The sequence below is a fragment of the Streptomyces sp. NK08204 genome, from assembly GCF_020400585.1.
Taxonomy (GTDB): Bacteria; Actinomycetota; Actinomycetes; order Streptomycetales; family Streptomycetaceae; genus Streptomyces.
This window is the reverse complement of sequence record NZ_JAINVF010000002.1, coordinates 321,592-335,504: the sequence shown is the minus strand read 5'-3', so window position 1 is coordinate 335,504 and position 13,913 is coordinate 321,592. Positions and strand designations below refer to the sequence as shown.

The following is a 13,913-nucleotide window of genomic DNA, read 5'->3' as shown; positions in this document are numbered from 1 at the left end:
GGCTAAGTTAGGGCACCCTTACCGAGTGGCGGCCACGGTGCGCCTCGGCAGATATCTCGATGTCGAGATAACACTAGTACATGGGCGCTGGATGGTCATGCCCGGCCGGTTCGAGCCTTCGCTTTTTTCATGTCGCGTGACATCACCCGAATGGACCCCCCCAACAGGCACCATCTCATATCTGAGATAGCCTCAACCTCATGGCAGACGACTACCTCGTACGCATCGGCAAGCTCATCCGTGACGCGCGGCAACACCGTGGCTGGACACAGACGCAGCTCGCGGAGGCGCTCGGCACCAGTCAGAGCGCGGTCAACCGCATCGAGCGCGGCAACCAGAACATCAGCCTTGAGATGATCGCGCGAATCGGTGAGGCCCTGGACAGCGAGATCGTCTCGCTGGGATACGCGGGCCCGATGCATCTGCGAGTCGTGGGCGGCCGTCGCCTGTCCGGTGCCATCGACGTGAAGACCAGCAAGAACGCCTGTGTGGCCCTGCTGTGCGCTTCGCTGCTGAACAAGGGACGCACGGTGCTGCGCCGGGTGGCGCGGATCGAGGAGGTGTACCGCCTGCTGGAGGTGCTCAACTCCATCGGCGTGCGCACCCGCTGGATCAACAACGGCGTCGACCTGGAACTGGTGCCGCCCGCCGAGCTGGAGATGGCGGCGATCGACGCGGAGGCCGCCGTCCGCACCCGCTCCATCATCATGTTCCTCGGTCCGCTGCTGCACCGCATGGACGCCTTCAAGCTGCCGTACGCCGGCGGCTGCGACCTCGGCACCCGCACCATCGAGCCGCACATGATCGCGCTGCGCCGGTTCGGCCTGGAGGTCGCCGCCACCGAGGGCCAGTACCACGCCCGGGTGGACCGCACCGTCCGCCCCGACCGGCCGATCGTACTGACCGAGCGCGGCGACACGGTGACCGAGAACGCGCTGCTGGCCGCCGCCCGGCACGACGGCGTCACGGTCATCCGCAACGCCTCCTCCAACTACATGGTCCAGGACCTGTGCTTCTTCCTGGAGGCGCTCGGCGTCAAGGTCCAGGGCGTCGGCACCACCACGCTGACCGTGCACGGCGTACCGAACATCGACGTCGACGTCGACTACTGCCCCTCCGAGGACCCGGTGGAGGCGATGAGCCTGCTGGCCGCCGCGGTGGTGACCGAGTCGGAGCTGACGGTGCGCCGGGTGCCGATCGAGTTCCTGGAGATCGAGCTGGCGGTCCTGGAGGAGATGGGCCTCGACCACGACCGCAGCCCCGAGTACTTCGCGGACAACGGCCGTACCCGCCTGGTGGACCTCACGGTCCGGCCCTCCAAGCTGGAGGCCCCGATCGACAAGATCCACCCCATGCCGTTCCCGGGCCTGAACATCGACAACGTCCCGTTCTTCGCGGCCATCGCCGCGGTCGCGCAGGGCAAGACGCTCATCCACGACTGGGTGTACGACAACCGCGCGATCTACCTCACGGACCTCAACCGCCTCGGCGGGCGCCTGCAGCTCCTCGACCCGCACCGCGTCCTGGTCGAGGGCCCCACCCGCTGGCGCGCCGCCGAGATGATGTGCCCGCCGGCCCTGCGCCCCGCGGTCGTCGTCCTCCTGGCGATGATGGCGGCCGAGGGCACGTCGGTGCTGCGCAACGTGTACGTCATCAACCGGGGTTACGAGGACCTCGCCGAGCGCCTGAACTCGATCGGGGCGCAGATCGAGACCTTCCGGGACATTTGATGAGCGGATGCTGGCCGCACCCTGTCTGACCTGCGTTGAATCGGGTCAGGAAGGGGTGCGGCGGCATCCGTGGGACCTCTCTGCGACTTTGCGCCCCCGGTGGGCTCCTCCGGGCCGCGCTCCATGAGCGACAGCGTCCGGTCATCGCTTTGCGAGGATCGCGACGATGGCGGCGTCGCCCCGCGCCCGTTCACGTCCCGTCACCAGGAGGCTGCAGGTCCTCGGCCACCGGCGCTTGACCTCGACCGGTGTCCCGGGAGGACTCGGGTCATCCCATGGCAGCGCGACCGGCACCGCCGCGCACTCCTCCCTGTGCTGTCGAAACGGCCTGCGCCACGACCCACCCTCATGACCTGCACGAGCAGTAGTCCAGGCGAGGTGATCACACTGTGCTTCGGGGGAGGTCCGCGGCAGAGGTCTGGGCCGCACGCCTCGGCGGCCCGGTGCCGCCGCGGCTCCGGCCGGGCGGTCGTACGGTCCGGTTCGGCCGGTTCGACTCACATGTCGCCGTGGTGGCATGTGCGGGGGGCGTAACCGCGGGCGTTCTCGCGGCGTCACGGGGCGGAAATTCGGTCTTCCTACGGTGCTGATCGTGGGAGTGCCCCGCCGCCGGCGGGCCAGTCCCGGCCAGGGACGGTACGTGCACGGCGGGGTGGGATTTCGGTGGTTTCTGGCTCGGCGGACGGCAGTGTCCGCACGGTCTGCTCGTACTGCGGGGTCGGCTGCGGGATCGTCCTCGACGTGGCGCGGAACTCCGCCGACGGCCGGCGTCGTGCGGTGAAGGCGTCCGGTGACAAGGCGCATCCCGCCAACGCCGGCCGCCTGTGCACCAAGGGGGCGACGAGCGCGGACATGATGGCCGCGCCCGGACGTATGACCAAGGCGTTGGTTCGCGCCGAGCGCGACGCGGAGCCGGTCGAGACCGATACGGACGAGGCCATCACGGCGGTCGCCGCCCGCCTGCGCGCGATCCTGGACGAGCACGGGCCCGACGCGCTGTCCTTCTACGTGTCCGGGCAGATGTCGCTGGAGGCACAGTATCTGGCGAACAAGCTGGCCAAGGGCTTCGTACGCACCAACCAGATCGAGTCGAACTCCCGGCTGTGCATGGCGTCCGCCGGTTCCGGTTACAAGCTGTCGCTGGGCGCGGACGGGCCGCCCGGGTCCTACGAGGACTTCGACCGTGCGGACGTCTTCTTCGTCATCGGCGCCAACATGGCCGACTGCCACCCGATCCTGTTCCTGCGCATGATGGACCGGGTGAAGTCGGCGGGCGCCAAGCTGATCACCGTCGACCCGCGCCGCACCGCCACCGCGGACAAGGCCGACCTGTTCCTGCAGATCAGGCCGGGCACCGACCTGGCCCTTCTCAACGGCCTGCTGCACCTGCTGGTCGCGAACGGCCACACCGACGAGGAGTTCATCAGCGAGTTCACCGAGGGCTGGGAGGAGATGCCCGCCTTCCTCGCGGACTACCCGCCAGAGAAGGTCGCGGAGATCACCGGCATCCCCGAGAGCGACCTCCGGCAGGCCGCGCAGTGGATCGGTGAGGCCGGCGCGTGGATGAGCTGCTGGACCATGGGCCTGAATCAGTCCACCCACGGCACCTGGAACACCAACGCGCTGGTCAACCTGCACCTGGCGACCGGCGCCATCTGCCGCCCGGGATCCGGCCCCTTCTCGCTGACCGGCCAGCCCAACGCCATGGGCGGGCGCGAGATGGGCTACATGGGGCCCGGTCTGCCCGGCCAGCGCTCGGTCCTGGTCGATGACGAGCGTGCCTTCATCGAGAACCTGTGGAACATCCCCGCCGGCTCGCTGCGCACCGACGTCGGACGCGGCACGGTCGAGATGTTCCAGCAGATGGGCACCGGCGACATCAAGGCGTGCTGGATCATCTGCACCAATCCGGTCGCCTCGGTCGCCGACCGCAAGACCGTCATCGCCGGTCTGGAAGCCGCCGAACTCGTCATCACCCAGGACGTGTTCCGGGAGACCGAGACGAACGCGTACGCCGACGTCGTCCTGCCCGCGACGCTGTGGGCGGAGTCCGACGGCATCATGGTGAACTCCGAGCGGAACCTCACCCTCGTCCAAGGGGTCGTCGACCCGCCGGGGCAGGCGCTGCCCGACTGGCAGTTGATCGCCCGGGTGGCCTGCGAGATGGGCTTCGCCGACGCGTTCACGTACCGCTCGTCCGAGGAGGTCTTCGAGGAACTCAAGCAGGCGTGGAACCCCAAGACCGGCTGGGACCTGCGCGGCGTGAGCTACGAACGGCTGCGCGCCGCACCCGTCCAGTGGCCGGCACCGGCCGCCGGCGGCCCGGGCCGCAACCCGATCCGCTACCTCAACGACGGCGTCAGCCAGACCCTGCTGGAACGCGAGGACGGCAACCGCCCCCGCCTGGCCTTCCCCACCGCGAGCGGACGCGCCCGGTTCTTCGCCCGCCCGCACCTGCCGGCGACCGAACTGCCCGACGACGACTATCCGTTCGTCCTGAACACCGGGCGGCTCCAGCACCAGTGGCACACGATGACGAAGACCGGAAAGGTCGCCAAGCTCACCAAGCTGAACCCCGGCCCGTTCGTGGAGGTCCATCCCGAGGACGCCAGGGCTCTGGGCGTTGCCGAGGGCGACCACCTGGAGGTCGCCTCCCGCCGCGGGCGTGCCGTACTGCCCGCCGTCGTCACCGACCGGGTCCTGCCCGGCACCTGCTTCGCCCCCTTCCACTGGAACGACCTGTTCGGCGAATACCTCAGCATCAACGCCGTCACCAACAACACTGTCGACCCGATCTCCTTCCAGCCCGAACTCAAGGCCTGCGCCGTCGCTCTCGCCAGGACCGCGGCCCCCGTCCCGGCGGCCCGCCCGGGCATCGAACCGCAGACCACGCCCGTGACACCCGCCCCCGGAGCCGTACCGGGAGCCGGTACGTCAGCAGTCCCGCCGGGCACGCCCGTCCACGCGCTCGCCAGGCTGTTCGGCATCACCGACCTCGCCCCGGCGCGGCTGGCGGAGGCCGAGCGCCACTATCTCTCCGGTTATCTCGCCGGCCTCGTCCTGGCCCCGCCCGACGGACGCGTCCCCGCCCTGCCGCCCGACGCGCCCTTCGACCGTGACCACGCCCTGTGGGTCGACGGCATCCTCGCCGGCATGTTCTCCCGCACGGGAGCGCCGTCCACCGACACGGCGGAACCGGCCCGCCGTCTGGTGATCCTGTGGGCCTCGCAGACCGGCACCGCCGAGGAGTTCGCCGCGCACACCGCGGCACACCTCACCCGGGCGGGACTCACCCCCGAACTGCTGCCCATGGCCGACGCGGCCCCCGCCCGTCTCACCACCGGCACCGACGTACTGGTGGTCACAAGCACCTTCGGCGACGGCGAGGCCCCGGACAACGGCGTCGACTTCTGGCAGGCCCTGTCCGCCCCGGACACCCCACGGCTGGAGGGGCTCCGGTATGCGGTCCTCGCCTTCGGCGACTCCAGCTACGACGACTTCTGCGGCCACGGCCGCCGGCTCGACGCACGCCTCGAAGCCCTCGGCGCCACCCGCCTCCTGCCCCGCACCGACTGCGAACCCGACTTCGAGGAGACCGCCGAGCAGTGGCTCGGCCAGGTGGCCGCCGCCCTGACCAGGGCCGACGACCGGCAGCCTGGGCAATCGGGCCCGGTGGGGGCGACAGCACCCGAACCCGCCCTCGCAGCCGTCGCGGCCACCGCACCACCCGACACCGCAGCGCCGCCCGCTTCGGCACCGGCCGGCTACAGCAAGGCGTCGCCGTTCGCCACCCTGCTGATCGGCAACAGGCTGCTGAGCCTGCCCGGCTCCGAGAAAGAGGTACGGCAGTTCGCCTTCGACACCCGCGGCGGCGAACTCGCCTACGACGCCGGCGACGCCCTGGGCATATGGCCGACCAACAGCGCCGGACTCGTCGCCGAGTGGCTCGCGCTCACCGGACTCGACCCCGACGAACCCGTGGACCTCGGCGACGGTGCGCCCCTGCCCCTCGAAGAAGCGCTGCGCACCCGTCTGGACATCTCGCGCGTCACCGCCGACCTGCTCAGGTTCGTGACCGAGCGGACCGGCAACCACGACCTCAAACGGCTGCTGCGCCCGGACAACAAGGAGACGCTCGCCCGGTGGAGCTGGGGCCGCCAGGCCGCCGACGTCGTCGCCGAGTTCCCTGTCCGTGCCCCGGCCGCGGACTGGACCTGCGTACTCAAGCGCCTCCAGCCCCGCCTGTACTCCATCTCCTCCAGCCCGCTCGCCCACCCCAGCGAGGTACGCCTCACCGTCTCCGTCGTCCGCTACACCAACGACCTCGGCCGGGACCGCAAGGGTGTGTGCTCCACCTACCTCGCGGACAGCGCCGACGACGGACCCGTCCAGGTCTTCGTCCAGCGCTCAGCGCACTTCCGCCCACCCGCCGACCCGGCCACGCCCATGATCATGGTCGGCCCGGGAACCGGCGTGGCGCCCTTCATCGGCTTTCTCGAAGACCGCCGGGCCCGCGGCCACACCGGCCCCAACTGGCTCTTCTTCGGCGAACAGCGCCGAGCCACCGACTTCTACTACCGCCAGGACCTGGAGGCACACCGGGCATCCGGCCACCTCGACCGCCTCGACCTCGCCTTCTCACGCGACCAGCGCAACAAGGTCTACGTCCAGGACCGGATGCGTGAGAACGGCGCCCGCCTGTGGCAGTGGCTCCAGGACGGCGCGCACTTCTACGTCTGCGGCGACGCGGGGCGCATGGCCAAGGACGTCGACCAGGCGCTCAAGGACATCGTCGCCACGCATGGCTGTATGGACGGCGACGAGGCCACCGCGTATGTGAGGCGGATGTCCGCGGAGAAACGGTACGTCCGGGACGTGTACTGACGCTGCCGGCCGCAAGCAGCGGCATGCGAAGCCGGCAGCGTCGCGGATGCGTCGGAGTTCTCCGACGCATACTGGCGTCATGCCCACGCTGGCGGTGCTCCGTACGGCCCGACCGGTGCGCGAGGAGCCACGCGGCCGGCACCGCTTCCACCACCTCGAACCGACACGGCTGGCCGAGACATGACCGAGAACGACACGATCATCTGCGAGAAGTTCCTGCCCCACCCCCCGGCGGCGGTCTGGAGGGCCCTGACCGACCCCGGCGTGCACGCCCGCTGGTGGGCCGCCGGCGACATCGAGCCCGTCGTCGGGCACCGCTTCACCCTCGACATGGGCAGCTTCGGCAGCCGGCCCTGCGAGGTGACCGAGGTGGAGGAGCAGCGACTGCTGGCCTACCGATTCGCCGAGGGCTCACTCGACACCACCATCACGTGGACGCTGCGCCCGGAGGGCGAGGGCACCCGCCTCGTCCTGACCCACGCGGGCTTCGACCTCGACTCCCCGATGGGCCGACAGGCGTACGACGGCATGGGCAAGGGCTGGCCGCACGTCCTGGACCGCCTCGACACCGTCCTGGGCGAGACCGCGTGACGGACCAGGCGGCCTGATGGTCCTGGCGGGGCCGGCTGATGCGAACGGGCCACGGTACGGGAGGTGCCGCGCGCCTGGGTGACCCGAGTCGTACGCCGGCTCCGGACACAGCCGCGCCTTCTTCGCACTGGCGTTTCGCCGGAGGGTGAGGGCACGCGCCGTCTTAGGATGGCCGAAAGCCGAGGGGGTGTGATGCCGGTATTCGGGCTGCTGGGGCCGCTGATGGTCCACGACGGGGCGCAGAGCCGACCGGTGAGGGGTCACAAGGTCCGTGTTCTCCTTGCTGCGCTGCTGCTTCAGGCCAACCGGACGGTGTCGAAGGAGAGCCTGAAGGAGGCTCTGTGGGGGCCGACTCCTCCGGCGAGCGCCGACGCCTCGCTGTTCAACCACATAGCGCGGCTGCGACGAGAGTTGGCGTTCCTCGGTGATGAGCCCCCGCGGCTCACGGCGGCGCCTCCCGGGTACCGGCTCCACGTCGGCGAGGGCGAGTTGGACGCCGAGGTCTTCGAGGCTCGTGCGGGCGCCGCGCGCCGGGCACATCTGGACGAGGACTGGGACACGGTGGCCCGGCACAGCGACGCCGCCCTGGCGCTGTGGCGGGGCCGACCGCTGGCGGATCTCGAAGAGTTCGCGGATGCCGCGGCGCAGGGGCAGGTGGTGCAGCAACTGCTCGAAACGCGGCTTCAGGTGCTGGAGTGGGGGTTCGACGCGGCCCTCGCTCTTGGCCGGCACCATGAACTGATCCCGCAACTGAGCCTGTTGGTCTTGGAGCACCCGCTACGGGAGGCTTTCCACCGGCAGTTGATGCTGGCCCTGTTCCGTTCCGAGCGGCAGGCGGAGGCGCTGCAGGCGTACATCCGTCTGCGCCGGAACCTGGTGGAGGAGCTGGGCGTCGAGCCGTCCGAGGCTGTCCGGGCGACGCACCAGATGGTGCTCGCCGGTGACGGCGCTCAGGCCCCGGCGGAGCCGGCATCCGCGTCCCTTTCCGGGCCGGGGCGCCGGCCCCTGCGCCAGCTTCCCGCGGTGGCCGGTTGTTTCACCGGCCGGGAGGCGGAGATCGCGGCACTCACCGCGCTGCTGCGCCCGCGCACGGACGTCCAGAACCAGCCGCCCGGCCGCGGTCCTTCGACGGTCGTCGTCTCCGGTATGGCGGGTGTCGGCAAGACAGCCCTGGCCGTCCATGTGGCGCACCGGCTGCGCGACGAGTTCCCGGACGGGCAGCTGTACGCCGACCTGCGCGGCTTCGGTCCGGGCAGCCTGCGCAGCCCTCGCAGTCTGCTCGCACGGTTCCTGTCGGATCTCGGAATGTGTACGGAATCGCTCCCCGACGACACGGACGACTGCGCGGCGCTGTTCCGTACCGTCATGGCGGAACGCCGGATGCTGCTCGTACTGGACAACGCCCGGGATGCCGCTCAGATCCTGCCGCTGTTGCCCGGCAGCGGAAGCTGTGCCGTCCTGGTCACCAGCCGTCACACCCTGGCCGATCTGCCGGATGCCGTGCTCGTCCCGCTGTCGCCCCTGGGTGCCTGCGATCAGGAGATGCTCCTGGCGGCACTGTGCGGAACCCGGCGTGTGCTCGAGGAACCGGCTGCCGCGGCCGAGATCCTGGCTCTGTGCGGCGGGCTGCCGCTGGCGTTGCGCGTGGTCGGTGGCCGGCTGGCTTCCCGGCCGACGTGGCCGCTCGCCGTGCTCGCGCAGCGTCTGTCGTCGGGTTCCGGCCGTCTGCACGAACTCAGCGTGGGCGGTCTCGACGTCCACGCGGCCTTCGCGATGAGCTACGTCGCCATGCGCGAGAGTGAGAAACCCCAGGAGCGGGCTGCCGCCCGGGCGTTCTGTCTGCTGGGCTTGTGGCCCGGCCATGAGCTGACCTCGCAGTCGGCGGCGGCGCTGCTCGGCCTCCCCGTGCGGGAGACCGCCCGGCTGCTGGACCTCCTGACCGATGTCCACCTCGTGCAGAGCCCTGCGCCGGACCGGTACGGCCTGCACGATCTGCTGGGCGAGTACGCCGCCGAGCGGGCCTGTGCGGAGATGACCGCGCAGGAACGGGCAGACGCCACGGTGCGGTTGCTGTCCTGGTACGTGGCGGCGGTGAGGAAGGCCTCGTGGGTGACCGTCGGTGAGACCCAGCCGCCCCCGCCGCTGGACGACCAACCGGACGAACCCGTAGCGGACTTCACGGATGCTCACGACGCGCTGCAGTGGTACGTGCGGGAGCTGCCCGTCATCCGGCACGCGATATCCCAGGCCGGTGCTCTCGGCCGCTCCGACGTGGCCTGGCGGCTGGCCGTGGGGCTGTTCGGGTACGCGGACACGTACTGGTGGACAGGGGAATGGGACACCTGTCTCAAGGCCGCCCTGGCGATCGCCGTGGACCATGACGACACCGTGGGACAGGCCTGGCTGTACCGCCGTATCGCCGTCGCGCACGGCATGGCCTACCGCAACGACGAGTGCCTGGAGAACCTGCGGATCGCCCTCGACCTCTTCGAGCGGGCGGGGGACGTCACGGCCCAGGCGTCGATCACGGGCAACATGGCGGCACTCCACGTACAGGCCGGACGGGCGAAGGAGGGGCTCGCGTACGCACTGCGCTCGCAGGAGCTGTACCGCGGGGCTGACAGCCCGGCCAGCGAGGCTCTCGTACGCGGCAGAATCGCTGACGCGCTGGAGCTGGCCGGGGACTACCAGGGTGCCGTGGAGCAGCATCGCCTGCGCATCCCGCTGCTGCGGAAGGAGGCACGGCCCACGCCGCTCGCCACGGCCCTGACGCACTACGGTTCCGCGCTCAAGGAACTCGGCCTGCGGGACGAGGCGTTCGCGGCGCTCGGCGAAGCGCTGGCCATCCGTCGCGAGCTCGGAGATCACGGCGGCGCGGCGGACTGCCTCGCGGAAACCGCCCGCGCCCACCATCACTTCGGGGAGTGGGAGGCCGCCCGCCGCTGCTGGCAGACCTGCCTCGACCTGTCTCTCCTGCACTCCCTGCCCAAGCGCGCCAAGGAGAGCCGGGCCGGTCTCGCCGCACTGGACGGGGCCTGCACGACCGGCGGCCGGGTCTGAGAGCCCAGCCTGGTCACGTGGGTGCTCCCTTCCGGCGCGATCACTGCCGCGCCGCCTCCGGGGTGGTGCTCCCGGGCCCGGCAAGCCCCAGTTCGCGGTGACCCAGCGGGGCGAAGAAGCGTTCCACGTGGGCGTCGGTGACCTCGGCGAGGGTCGCGGGGGACCAGCGTGGGTTGCGGTCCTTGTCGATGACCTGGGCGCGGATGCCCTCCACCAGGTCGGGCGTGCTCAGGGCGGCGCAGGAGACGCGGTACTCCTGGTCGAGGACCCGCTCCAGCGTGCCCAGATGCCGGGCACGGCGCTGCGCGGCCAGGGTCACTTTGAGAGCGGTGGGCGACTTGCTGAACAGGGTCTCGGCCGTCTCTTTCGCGTCCGGGCAGCCGTGGTCGAGCAGCCGACGGACGATCTCCTCCACCGTCCCGGCGGCGTAGCAGGCGTCGATCCAGTCCTGCCACTCGGCCAACTGCCCTGGTGGCGGGGGCTGTGCATGGCGCACGAGAGCATCCCGTACGGGCATGTCAGCGAGGTCCTCGACGAAGGCACCGAGGGCAGCGGACGGTACGTAGTGGTCGGCGAGACCGCACAGCAGAGCGTCACCCGCGCCGATCTGGGCGCCCGTCAGCGCGAGGTGGGTGCCGAGTTCGCCCGGGGTGAGGGCGAGCAGGTGGGTGCCGCCGACGTCGGGGACGAAGCCGATGCCGGTCTCCGGCATGGCGATCCGCGACCGTTCGGTGACGATCCGGACGCTGCCGTGCGCGGAGATGCCGACGCCGCCGCCCATCACGATGCCGTCCATGAGGGCGACGTACGGCTTCGGGTAGCGAGCGATACGGGCGTTGAGGTGGTACTCGTCGCGCCAGAACGCGGCCGAGGCGGAGCCGTCCCCGTCGCGGGCGTCGTCGTGTATGGCACGGATGTCCCCGCCCGCGCACAGGCCCCGCTCCCCCGCCCCGGAGACGACCACGGTCTCCACCGACGGGTTGTGCTCCCACGCGGTCAGGGCCTCGTCGATGCGGCGCACCATGTCGTGGTTGAGGGCGTTGATGGCCTTCGGCCGGTTGAGCGTGATGTGGGCGGCCCGTCCGGCGGTGTGGAACAGCACGGGTTCTTCGGTGCCGGTCATCCGAACGCCTCCGTCCGGCCGAGGGCCACGATGACGCGCATGATCTCGTCGGTTCCTTCCGGGATGATGTGGTGGGACGGTGGCCGGGGTGAGGTCCGGCCGCTTCCTTACGGTGCGGGCCTCACCGCTCCGCACGCCGCCGCGGCGGCGTGAAGGCGTACAGGTCCAGGATGTCCGGCTGTGGAGCGGCGCCCGGGCCGCCCGCACGCACCCAGGTGAGGATGTCCTCGGTCGCGTCCGCGTCGTTGACGAGCCCCAGCCAGACCGGCCGCGCACCCGCGGCCCGAGCCGCGGCGGAGGGCTGTACGACGATGACGTTGGCCTGGTCGCACACGTCGAGGCAGTCCGAGATCCGCACCGGGACCTCCGCCCGCAGACGCGCGGTCTGCGCCGCGTGGTCGATCCCGGTCACCTTGGGACTGCCGCAGCAGCAGTCCCGGCACACGACGACCCGGGACGGTGCCGAACCGTTCCACCCCGCAGACGCGCCGGATACCTCTTGCGTCGGCCTCTCGGGCACGCCGCACCACTCCCCTCCCGGGGAGATCCGCCCCGGTGTTGCTCGAGGAGGCGACCGCGTGAGTCTCCTGGCTCCCGGGTCGTCGCTCGTCCCGCCTTCCCAGCCCGGTCGGGGCGGTGGCGTTCCGGAACTCGCTCACCGGTCACAGTGGCGGGACCGCGCCGGATTCACACCGGCTTCCTCGGACCGCCGTCGCCTTATGTCGCCGGTCATCATTCCATCCCGGCGCCACACCGTCACCGGCGGCACCGCCGGACGCCGTGAGCGGGCGCACCGGACGGCAGACGGCCGGGTGGGTCCGTCCCCGCCGCCGGGGACGGACCCACCCGTGTTCACGGACGCGCTCCTTCACCAGCCGCCGGGCGAGGGCGAAGGCACTGGCCTTCACGGGCTTGCGGCAGACCGCCGCGGCGACGTCCCGCTGCCGGGCGGGGATCCCGCGGCGCTCCGGGAAGGGCGCCTCGGTCATCGCCGCCGTGCGGTCCCCTCGCGCGGATACGCCAGGAAGCGGCGGATCAGCTCACCGGTCTCCTCGGGGCGTTCGAGATACAGCATGTGGCCCGCATCCAGCTCTGCCACCGTCAGGCGCTCCCCCAGCGTCGCCCGGCAGGCCCGGACGTACTCCGGGCGGACGAAGCCCGACCGGCGGGCAACGACGAGGAGCGTGGGCACGGCGGCGGGCGGAGTGACGGCCGCTCCCGCCATCTCGGAACACGCCGTCACGACGGCCGCGGGCTCGAAGCGCCACTGCCATGTCCCGTCGTCGCGCTGTACGAGGTGCTCGGCGACCTCCTCTTCCACGGTGGCGGCGGAGACGGCCGGCCAGGCCGACCTGCGCTCCGCGCGCGCTTGTTCCGGGTCCGCGAAGAAGCCGGGACTCAGCGTCCGGCGGGCCTGCTCGTGCATCTGCGCGGCGGGCAGTCCGACCGAGGGGTCGAGCAGGACGATCCGGCCGACGCGTTCGGGGGCCGCGTGGGCCAGCCGCAGCGCGATCAGCCCTCCGAACGAGTGCCCGAGCAGATCCACACGATCGAGGTGACGGGCGTCCAGCACGGCGAGCATGTCCGCCACATGGGCTTCGGTGTCCCACGGCGGGGCGTGGTCGGAGCGTCCGTGCCCGCGCAGGTCCGGCGCGATGACCGAGAAGTCGCCCAAGGACGTCTCGGCCATGCGCCGCCAGCGAGCGCCGTGCCCCTTGATCCCGTGCAGGGCGAGCAGTGCGGGTCCTCCAGCCGCACCGTAGTGGTGGACGTACGGCGCCGTCATGTGTGCGCTCCTGGGTCCGTGCCGGGCGCGTCGACGTCACGCGGTGTGGCGGAGCGGTAGGAGTGGCCGAGTTCCGGGCCGAGGCCGAAATAGTGCCGGAAGTTATAGATGAGCGGGCTCCACAGGGCCGGGTCGATGTGATCGGTACCGGGGACGACGATACGGGGATCGGCGTGCACCTTCAGCACGTGGGCCTCGACGATGACGAACTCACCGGAGGCGTCCGGCCGGACGCGCTCGGCACGCGCCTCGAGTTGGAGCGGGCATCCGTCGACCCGTGGCGGGCGGACCGTGTGGGACGGGCGGCTGCTCAGCCCCGCCGCGCCGAACTTGTCCTTCTCGAAGCGGCAGCCCTCGTGCTTGGTCGAGGGGACGGGGTGGCGGCCGGTGAGCGGTGCCAGGCGTTCGACGGCCTGCCACTGACCGGGGCCGGCGACGTTGATCACGAGTTCGGGGCGGGCGGTGAGGTTGTGCGCGGTCTGACCGTCCCGGCCCAGGCCGAGGACGACCACCTGCCCCAGGGCCCAGGCGGAGGAAATCGGGGCCAGGTTGACGGAGGCGTCCGGGTTCTCGGTGGACAGGAGCACCACGGGAGTGCCGAAGTACAGAACGCTCGGCTCTATGGAGACACAGGGATCGATGTCGGAACCGGGCCGGACGAGGGGCTCGATGATCTTCATGATCCGAGCGTAGGGACGGGTCATTTCGGCAAGTGCCGAACCGTTCCCGCCGCGTCCAG

Annotated in this window: 8 protein-coding genes and 1 riboswitch; of the genes, 4 read left to right on the top strand and 4 right to left on the bottom strand. The window is 71.1% G+C overall.

Annotated elements, in window-relative coordinates:
• Positions 1-200 precede the first annotated feature (200 nt).
• From K7G59_RS04610 to K7G59_RS04595, 4 genes are all read left to right on the top strand, one after another.
• Positions 201-1,730, top strand: coding sequence for a UDP-N-acetylglucosamine 1-carboxyvinyltransferase (locus K7G59_RS04610; RefSeq protein WP_225830520.1), 1,530 nt, complete (start codon positions 201-203; stop codon positions 1,728-1,730).
• Positions 1,731-2,393: 663 nt separating this feature from the next.
• Positions 2,394-6,614: a bifunctional nitrate reductase/sulfite reductase flavoprotein subunit alpha gene (locus tag K7G59_RS04605; protein ID WP_225830519.1), complete on the top strand. Its 4,221-nt coding sequence runs from the start codon at positions 2,394-2,396 to the stop codon at positions 6,612-6,614.
• A gap of 180 nt (positions 6,615-6,794) precedes the next feature.
• Complete coding sequence (locus K7G59_RS04600) at positions 6,795-7,205, top strand: SRPBCC domain-containing protein (RefSeq protein ID WP_225830518.1); 411 nt, start codon at positions 6,795-6,797, stop codon at positions 7,203-7,205.
• Positions 7,206-7,397: 192 nt separating this feature from the next.
• On the top strand, positions 7,398-10,265 hold the full coding sequence (locus K7G59_RS04595; protein WP_225830517.1) for an AfsR/SARP family transcriptional regulator: 2,868 nt from the start codon (positions 7,398-7,400) through the stop codon (positions 10,263-10,265).
• Between the two features lie 40 nt (positions 10,266-10,305).
• On the opposite strand, the gene K7G59_RS04590 is transcribed toward K7G59_RS04595, so the two are convergent.
• From K7G59_RS04590 to K7G59_RS04575, 4 genes are all read right to left on the bottom strand, one after another.
• A complete protein-coding gene (locus K7G59_RS04590; protein WP_225830516.1) occupies positions 10,306-11,388 on the bottom strand; it encodes an enoyl-CoA hydratase/isomerase family protein in 1,083 nt (360 codons plus the stop codon).
• Between the two features lie 121 nt (positions 11,389-11,509).
• Positions 11,510-11,908, bottom strand: a complete 399-nt coding sequence (locus K7G59_RS04585; protein ID WP_374114189.1) for a hypothetical protein — start codon at positions 11,906-11,908, stop codon at positions 11,510-11,512.
• 60 nt (positions 11,909-11,968) lie between these two features.
• A riboswitch (cobalamin riboswitch) is annotated at positions 11,969-12,091 on the bottom strand.
• A gap of 282 nt (positions 12,092-12,373) precedes the next feature.
• Entirely contained in the window at positions 12,374-13,174 is an 801-nt protein-coding gene (locus tag K7G59_RS04580) for an alpha/beta fold hydrolase (RefSeq protein ID WP_225830515.1), read from the bottom strand.
• Positions 13,171-13,854: a flavin reductase family protein gene (locus K7G59_RS04575; protein ID WP_225830514.1), complete on the bottom strand. Its 684-nt coding sequence runs from the start codon at positions 13,852-13,854 to the stop codon at positions 13,171-13,173. Before K7G59_RS04575 ends, K7G59_RS04580 begins: the two co-directional genes overlap by 4 nt.
• Positions 13,855-13,913 lie beyond the last annotated feature (59 nt).